Source organism: Thermostichus sp. MS-CIW-26 (assembly GCF_054059115.1).
Genome location: NZ_JBSSBV010000074.1, coordinates 1 through 7,569, shown reverse-complemented (window position 1 = coordinate 7,569; position 7,569 = coordinate 1). Strand labels below are relative to the sequence as shown.

At 59.1% G+C, this 7,569-nt stretch carries 10 protein-coding genes; 2 read left to right on the top strand and 8 right to left on the bottom strand.

The genetic code is table 11. The features are described 5' to 3' along the window. Positions 1-186 precede the first annotated feature (186 nt). The 4 genes from ACVWZU_RS14065 to ACVWZU_RS14050 are packed head-to-tail and all read right to left on the bottom strand — an operon-like array spanning position 187 to position 2,385. On the bottom strand, positions 187-504 hold the full coding sequence (locus ACVWZU_RS14065) for a 2Fe-2S iron-sulfur cluster-binding protein (protein WP_414342213.1): 318 nt from the start codon (positions 502-504) through the stop codon (positions 187-189). After that, the gene (locus ACVWZU_RS14060; protein ID WP_414384163.1) at positions 504-761 is read right to left on the bottom strand and encodes a DUF1816 domain-containing protein; all 258 of its coding nucleotides are present in this window, start codon (positions 759-761) and stop codon (positions 504-506) included. Before ACVWZU_RS14060 ends, ACVWZU_RS14065 begins: the two co-directional genes overlap by 1 nt. A gap of 22 nt (positions 762-783) precedes the next feature. Further along, the gene (gene rlmB / locus ACVWZU_RS14055; RefSeq protein ID WP_414400106.1) at positions 784-1,920 is read right to left on the bottom strand and encodes a 23S rRNA (guanosine(2251)-2'-O)-methyltransferase RlmB; all 1,137 of its coding nucleotides are present in this window, start codon (positions 1,918-1,920) and stop codon (positions 784-786) included. Between the two features lie 33 nt (positions 1,921-1,953). Next, positions 1,954-2,385 (bottom strand): ribonuclease III domain-containing protein, encoded by a 432-nt coding sequence (locus ACVWZU_RS14050; protein ID WP_457445522.1) that lies wholly within the window; start codon positions 2,383-2,385, stop codon positions 1,954-1,956. Between the two features lie 208 nt (positions 2,386-2,593). Between ACVWZU_RS14050 and ACVWZU_RS14045 the strand changes: the two genes are divergently transcribed. Continuing rightward, a complete protein-coding gene (locus tag ACVWZU_RS14045) occupies positions 2,594-2,794 on the top strand; it encodes a CsbD family protein (protein WP_041436874.1) in 201 nt (66 codons plus the stop codon). Between the two features lie 6 nt (positions 2,795-2,800). On the opposite strand, the gene ACVWZU_RS14040 is transcribed toward ACVWZU_RS14045, so the two are convergent. The 3 genes from ACVWZU_RS14040 to ACVWZU_RS14030 all read right to left on the bottom strand — a co-directional run bounded on the left by ACVWZU_RS14040 (position 2,801) and on the right by ACVWZU_RS14030 (position 4,099). After that, positions 2,801-3,280, bottom strand: coding sequence for a photosystem I reaction center protein subunit XI (locus ACVWZU_RS14040; RefSeq protein WP_457445520.1), 480 nt, complete (start codon positions 3,278-3,280; stop codon positions 2,801-2,803). 101 nt (positions 3,281-3,381) lie between these two features. After that, positions 3,382-3,501, bottom strand: a complete 120-nt coding sequence (locus ACVWZU_RS14035) for a photosystem I reaction center subunit IX (protein ID WP_011434365.1) — start codon at positions 3,499-3,501, stop codon at positions 3,382-3,384. A gap of 52 nt (positions 3,502-3,553) precedes the next feature. Next, positions 3,554-4,099, bottom strand: a complete 546-nt coding sequence (locus ACVWZU_RS14030; protein WP_011434364.1) for a photosystem I reaction center subunit III — start codon at positions 4,097-4,099, stop codon at positions 3,554-3,556. A gap of 205 nt (positions 4,100-4,304) precedes the next feature. Between ACVWZU_RS14030 and tsaD the strand changes: the two genes are divergently transcribed. Then, positions 4,305-5,399 carry a tRNA (adenosine(37)-N6)-threonylcarbamoyltransferase complex transferase subunit TsaD gene (gene tsaD, locus ACVWZU_RS14025; RefSeq protein WP_457445518.1) on the top strand — a complete coding sequence of 365 codons (1,095 nt, stop codon included), beginning with the start codon at positions 4,305-4,307 and terminating at the stop codon, positions 5,397-5,399. Here the strand turns inward: tsaD and mnmG are convergent. Then, a complete protein-coding gene (mnmG, locus tag ACVWZU_RS14020) occupies positions 5,363-7,294 on the bottom strand; it encodes a tRNA uridine-5-carboxymethylaminomethyl(34) synthesis enzyme MnmG (protein ID WP_457445516.1) in 1,932 nt (643 codons plus the stop codon). The two genes, tsaD and mnmG, sit on opposite strands and share 37 nt — an antisense overlap. Positions 7,295-7,569 lie beyond the last annotated feature (275 nt).

Here is a 7,569-nt window from a genome sequence, read left to right as displayed (position 1 = left end):
ACACGGAATGTCCTACCGCGTAGTTGCACCAGATTCCGGCAAAAGCCGTTTTGTGCAACTACTCCTATCATACACCATGTGGGGGTATCTGTATCTCGGCACTGACCCTACGGGTACAGTGCGGGGCTTAGCTACCCCCACACCCCCATAAGCTAACAAGTAGACCTGAACAGAAATCCGGCACGGTTAGGAGCCAAACTGCAAACGGTAAACCTCCTCCTCTTGATCAGTTTCCACCTCCAAATCAGAGGTAGCATAGGCTACACACAGCAGCACAAAGCCCTGAGCCTGCAGTTCTGGGCCAATCCCCATTGCCTCTGTCTGAGTCACGGATCCCGACCTCAGCCGCCCCGCACAGGTAGTGCAAACCCCCGCCTGACAAGAGGAAGGTAGCTCTATCCCGTGTTCAAGAGCAGCTTGTAAAACCGTCTGATCCGCAGAGGCAGGGAAGCGGTAGGTTTGGCCGCGGTGATGAAGGGTTACTTGATAAGCCGTAGCAGACATCAGGAACGGGCTCCCGACGGAGTACGGGTCACCGTCAGAGACTGTGGCTGGCGCATTTTCTTCACCAGAGCCTGGATCTTTTTGGCTCCTTCCTTTTGCAGGTCGGCGATGTAGTGGCCTTTGAGCCGCTCCGCCTCAGCTTCATCGGAGAAGGGGCCGTAGTAGTAGGTACAGTCCTCGGTGGTGATCTCGATCCAGACCGATAGGCCGCGCAGCTTATCCAACAGATTGGCCAAAAGGTTGCTCACGGGATCCATCCCCCATTATCAAGTCTAGCAATCATTGGATGTCCTTTTGCAATCCCCTAGATTCTACTACTTTTATTGACGATTTGTTGAGGAATGTATCAACCTCAGGGCGTTTGAGGTGGTGGGGAGAGCGCTGCCGGTGGATTTCGTAGAGGGCAATGCCGGCGGCCACAGAAGCATTCAAGCTTTCAGTACGGCCTGCCAAGGGAATGGACAGCAGTTGGTCACAATGGCGCTGTGTGAGCAGGCTAATCCCTTCCCCCTCGGATCCCACCACCAAGGCAATGGGCCGTTGAAAATCGGCTCTATAGATGAGGTCAGTCCCTCGGCTGGTGGTGCCATAAACCCAAAACCCCTGCTCTTTGAGGTATTCCAAAGCCCGATTCAAATTCACCACCCGCGCCACCGGCAAGGTGGAGAGGGCTCCCGCCGCTACCTTCATCACCGTCGAGGTTACCCCTGCTGCCCGCCGTTGTGGGATCACCATCCCCTGCATGCCAAAAGCCTCCACACTACGGGCAATGGCTCCCAAGTTATGGGGATCCTGGATCCCGTCTAGGACTACCAGCACTGGATTGGGGCTGGCCTGCCGGCTTCTTTCCACCAAATCCTCCAGGGCCACGTACTGATAAGGCGTGGCTTGGGCAGCGATACCCTGGTGGTTGGCGCCAGCCGTGAGGGCGTTCAGCCGCTTTGGAGACACTTCGTCGATAACGGTGCCCCGCGCTTTGGCTTCTTCCAACAGAGACAAAAATTGGGGGCTGTAGCGCAACTTCGGCAAGATCCAAACCCGATTGAGGGTGGCTTGACTTTTCAAAGCAGCCAGTACTGTCTGGCGACCGTAGATGATCTCTTGCTCCAGCTCGGTCTCCGGATTCCCGTCGGCCTGAGGCTGAACTTCCCCTGGCAAGATCCCTGTCTCGCCAGTGGAGAGGCCGGGATCCAGCTCGCCTACTGGTTGAGGAGCCATCTTGCCTTGGGGCCACTGCCGTTGCGCGTCGCGACGGATGGGCTTCACTGGAGCCTCTCGGAGGGCAAGCTTGGGATCCCCGTCTCGGCGTTTGGGCCGCTGTACCCGCTTGCTAACGGATTGCCCTGCCCTTCGCGGCTGCAGTTTGCCCGAGCGAGACAGCCGTGAAGCAGGTTTGCGCTGAGAAGTCTTGGGCATGGGCGTGGAAGATGGAAAGACGGAAAGACTATCCTAACCTTCCCACTCGCCTAGGGTCTCAGCCAAAACATCAGTGAGGGCGAGGATATGGCGCAGCCGTTCGGGATTGGCCAGGTAGAGATAGCCCAGAACTGTTTCCAGGCCGCTGGCGTTTTGGTAATCGGCCAGAGGCAGATGCCGGGGTGGGCGACCGCAGCCATTGCGACCCCAGCGGACAATTTCCTGCTCTTCGGGGTTGAGATGGGGCAACAGGGCCAACAGCAGCTTAGCCTGAGCCGAGCCGCGCACCCGCCTCACCACCTGCTGATGATAGCGCTCCAGTCGATCTGGCGGAAATAATCGTTGCCGCCGCACGTGCAGTTCGTAAATGGCGTCTCCCAAGTAGGCCAAGGCTGCGGGCGATAGGCGGCGAATCTCGGCAAAGGAGGGCCTTTCGGAAGTGGGCTCGAACAGCAGATCGTTCACAGCAGCTCACGAAAGATAGGCAGAAAAAATGTCTAGAACCGCTGTCATCGGCTCATTGCAGAATTCAGTCCATGCTAAGACAAGCTTCCTCTGGTCTGCTAGCCTGACTCGCGCTCTTTCCCCCCTTGCAGGTGATTTGGATCACGAGGCCCAGAGAGAAAAGGTGCTATCGAGTAGACAGGGCAAAGCCGGTTAAGGGGCTGATGTTATGAGCCTTGAAAAGCCAGTTGGAGTTACTGCCAAGAATCTGGAGAGCAAAATCCAAGAAATTGTGGGTGAGCTGGCCAGCGATCAGCGTGAAAGGCTGGAAGGTAAGGCCGAGCAAACAAAGGCAGCCACCCACCCTGGAGTCGAGGATGCTCGAGAAGCGATTAAAGACGTTGTGGATGATCCAACGGATGGCCAATAGCTCCAGTTAAGATGCGGGGACAAGGAGATCTGCATTCAGCAAAAGCAGGTAGGCGACGACCGCCCCCCCCATACCCCCTACCAAAAAGCCAGCGGCCAATTCGCTCCAAGATTGGGATCCCTCTACCGGCCCCGCGTTGCGCTGCGAGGTAACAGTGCCGTAGAGAGAAAGGGCCGCCGTCAGGATCAAGATGAGGCCACAGGCTCCCAAAAAGCCGCTCAGCAGACCGATGGGCTCATTGCGCAGCGGCCCCAGCTTGGCAAAGGGGCCTACCAGCCAATAGCCGTGGGCCATGCCGATTTCCAAGCCCCGCCAAATGGAACTCAATCCCGGTCGGTTGATGGGCAGCCAGTCGATCAACAGCCGGACAACAGGTGCGTGGTTAATCGGTGTCCAGAGATCGCCAATTTGCGGATCTCCCTCAGGGACGGTGACGTATCCCTTATCCATATTCAACGGAGCAGGATCGGCATTGGGTTCGACCATTTCAGCAACTCTGTGTCCGGTTCAAAAGGGTATGAAAAGAAGCTCAAAAAAAGCAGGGATCCCGCCGGGCGTCGGTTGCGCTGGGGATCCCTGGCCTACACTCAGAACGTCAAAATGTCGGGGAAGAAGCGATTGATCTCGATGAACAGGGCAAAAACAAAGCTGGAAAACAGGATAAATGCCACCGGAGCAGTGGTGAGAAACTTGGTGAAATCAGCCATAGACGCCTCTCAAAAGTTAAATAAATCGAGTTAGAAAGCCGGGCTCAGCTCCTCAGCGGGGGGAGATGGGCACAGCCGCTTCCGGCTCTTGAATTTCGCCGCTGGCAATCTCCTTGAAAGCAGCAGCAGGCCAAGCCAAAGCCGTGAGGAAACAGCGCAGCGCCAAGGGAACGTCGATGATGCTTTCTTTCATCTCCGGTTCGTCGCTATTCCGCACGGCAATCAGATAAGAGCGCCCTGCCCAGCCCAGCCAACCGGCGATGTAGAGAAAAAGCAAGCCGGGGATGAGAAACTCGCCCGCATGGTTCAACCGACCATCCGTAACCAGGTGGGGCAGGCCCTCTTCGCCGCAGAGCAGCTTGCTGTAGCGCTCAAAGCGCTTGCTGGTTTGGGCCAGCTTTTGCTGGTAGACGGGAGCCATAGCAGGGCTGGCGTTGAGGATCTTCTCCTCTAGGCTGCTCAGGCGTTCGTTCATCAGAGCCTGAAAAGCGGGAACTTCGCTGCAAGGTTTCAGACCGATCAAGGGCTCTGCCTGCACAGATTGGGCGAGGCCAAGCGCAATGCAAAGGGCCAAAAGAAGGCTTAAAAAGGTTCGCATAGCAGGATGTGTCCTTGAGGTAGGGGTCTAAGATCTGTCCAAATGCTAAGGGATGCTAAGTGCAGAAACAGGCACTAAACGGTTAGTATCATACTCCTGAGCGCCTCGCCCCGACGGATCCCGGGTTTTAGCTCACACAATTCTTAATTCAAGTATCTCAAGTATCCCAAAGCTCTCCTATCCCTTTTGCCCAGCCTGCTCTCCCATGCCCTGCGTCCTTGCCATCGAAACCAGTTGTGACGAAACGGCTGTGGCTGTGGTGACGGCGGATGCAGCCTGGCCGGGGTTTGCCCCACGGCAGCTCAGCTCCGTGGTGGCCAGCCAAATCGACCTTCATGCTGCTTACGGGGGGGTGGTGCCGGAGGTGGCCTCTCGTCAGCATGTGGAAACCTTGCCCTTTGTGCTGGAGAGGGCTCTGCAGCAGGCCGGATTGGAGGTGGCCGAGGTAGATGCCATTGCCGTAACTTGTGCGCCGGGCCTGGTGGGATCCCTGCTGGTGGGGCTGATGGGGGCCAAGACCTTGGCTTTGCTCCACGACAAGCCCCTGATCGGGGTGCACCATCTGGAGGGCCATCTCTTTAGCGGCTTTTTGGCCGAGCCCGATCTGCGCCCCCCCTGCCTCTGCCTTTTGGTGTCGGGGGGCCACACCAGCTTGATCTGGATGAAGGACTACGGGCAGTACCAGACGGTGGGTCGCACCCGCGACGATGCTGCCGGCGAAGCGTTTGACAAAGTGGCGCGGCTGCTGGGGCTGGGCTATCCGGGGGGACCGCAGATTGACCGCTGGGCTCAGCAGGGGGATCCGCAGCGCTTTCCCCTGCCCGAGGGCAAAGTGGAGCATCCCTACGACACAAGCTTCAGTGGCCTGAAAACGGCGGTGTTGCGCCTAGTCCAGCAGTTGCAGCAGCAAGGCCAGGAGTTGCCCATTGCCGACATTGCCGCCAGCTTCCAGGCCTGTCTGACCCATGTGCTCACCGAAAAGGCAGTGGCCTGCGCCGAGGCGCTGGGCCTCTCGACGCTGCTGCTGACGGGAGGGGTAGCTGCCAATCGGGAGCTGAGGGCCCGCCTCACAGAAGCAGCCCGGCAAAGGGGGTTGCGGGTGGTGATCCCGCCTCTAGCCCTCTGCACCGACAATGCCGCCATGATTGGGGCAGCTGGGCTCTGCCACTGGCTGCGGGGGGAGGTCTCGCCGCTGGAGCTGGGGGTAGCCTCGCGCATGCCCCTAGAAGGGATCCCTTCCCTCTACATGGATGGGGGCGGAGCTCACAGAGAAGAACAGACGGGATCCGCCGACCTCTGACGTTGCCTCACCTCAAGGTAGATGAGCAGCGCGTTGATGTCGGCGGGGTTGACACCGCCGATGCGGGCCGCCTGGCCCACGGTTAGCGGGCGCACCGCCGAGAGCTTATCCCGCGACTCTTTGGAGAGGGTGGGGATGGAGTGGTAGTCTAGATCGGGGGGCAGAGGGCGGTGGTACTGCTTGCTCACCTGCTCAATTTGGCTCTGCTGCCGCTGGATGTAGCCGCTGTATTTGACGGCAATCTCTGCCGCCTCCTGCTCAAAGGGATCCAGCTCCGCATCCCCCAGCCCCAGTTCCAGGAGATGGGGGTAGTGAATCTGGTTGCGGCGCAAGATCTCGGCCAGGGTGGCGGATCCCTTGATCCCCTGCCCCGTCAGTTGGCTCAGTTGGATGCCGGCCAGGTCGTGGGCCTTCACCCGCTGCGTTTCCAGGCGCTCGATTTCTGCGGCAATGCGCGCTTGCTTGGCTTGGAACAGGGCCCAGCGCCGGTCATCGATCAAGCCCCATTCTCGCCCCAGGGGGGTGAGCCGTTGGTCGGCATTGTCGGAGCGCAGGATGAGGCGGTATTCGGAGCGGCTGGTGAGCATGCGGTAGGGCTCCCGCAGTTCTTTGGTGCAGAGATCGTCGATGAGGGTGCCGATGTAGCTGGACTCCCGCGGCAGGGTGACCAGGGGCTTGCCTTGAACCAGGCGGGCGGCGTTGATCCCGGCTATGAGCCCCTGAGCTGCCGCCTCTTCGTAGCCGGTGGTGCCGTTGATCTGGCCGGCGCAAAACAACCCCTGCACTTTTTTGGTCATCAGAGTGGGGTAGAGCTGGGTGGCCGGCAGATAGTCGTATTCCACCGCATAGGCAGGCCGCAGCATGACGCACCGCTCCAGGCCAGGCAAGGAGCGCAACATCTGGATCTGGATTTTCTCAGGCATCCCCGTGGAGAACCCCTGGATGTAGAGCTCCGGCAGATCCCGCCCTTCCGGCTCAATAAAAATCTGATGGCTTTCCTTGTCGGCAAAGCGGACAATCTTGTCTTCGATGCTGGGGCAGTAGCGGGGCCCTTTGGCCTCCACCCAGCCGCCATAGACAGGGGTTTCGTGGAGATTTTCCCGGATGATGCGGTGGGTCTCTGGGGTGGTGCGGGTCAAGTAGCAATCCATCTGCTCCCTTGGCACCCACACCTCGGGGTCGAAGCTAAACCAGCGCACATCGGGATCCCCCGGTTGCCGCTCCATGACCGAAAAATCCACGCTGCGCCGATCCACGCGGGCAGGGGTGCCGGTTTTCAGCCGGCCCGTTTCAAAGCCCAGTTGGCGCAGGGTGTCGGTCAGCCCTTCCACGGCAAATTCCCCTGCCCGTCCGGCAGCTTGCCAGTGGCGACCAATCCAGATGCGCCCCCCCAAAAACGTACCGGTGGTCAGGATCACCGCCCGACAGCCGAAGATGGTGCCGAAATGGGTGACCACGCCCACCACCTCGTCGTTGCGCCCCAACACCAAATCGGTGACAGTGCCCTCGCGAATCGTCAGGTTAGGCTGGTTTTCCACCACCGAGCGCATCACCCGCGCATATTCCCTTTTGTCGGTTTGCGCCCGCAGCGCCCACACCGCCGGCCCCCGCGAGCGGTTGAGCACCCGCTTCTGTAAATAGGTGCGGTCGGTGATTTTGCCCATCTCGCCGCCGAGGGCATCGATTTCGTGTACCAGTTGCGATTTGGCCGGGCCGCCGACGGCGGGGTTACAGGGTTGCCAGGCGATCTTGTCCAGATTCAATGTCAGCATGAGGGTGTTACAGCCCAGCCGCGCTGCTGCCAACGCTGCCTCGCAGCCGGAGTGCCCCCCGCCGACCACCACCACATCGTAGTGATCGAGAAAATCAATGCTGTCCCGTCCAACTCTGAGCATAGGGTGGCAATTCCAAAATGAATAGCCGGGATCCCCGGTCTTTTAATTTTCAGGTTATTTCAGCTCGCTTATCCAGCTTAGCGATGGCGGCAACGGATAGGGTTATTTGCGACCGGCCTGAGGCAGGCAGAGCAGTAGGGAAAGTTTTCTGTTGCCCTGGGAAATAAAGTTGGGTAGAGGCTCAGCTAGAAATCGCAGGAGCCCCGCACTGTACCCGTAGGGTCAGTGTCGGGAGGAATGCGGAAGTTATGATAGAACCATGACCCAAGTCCTGA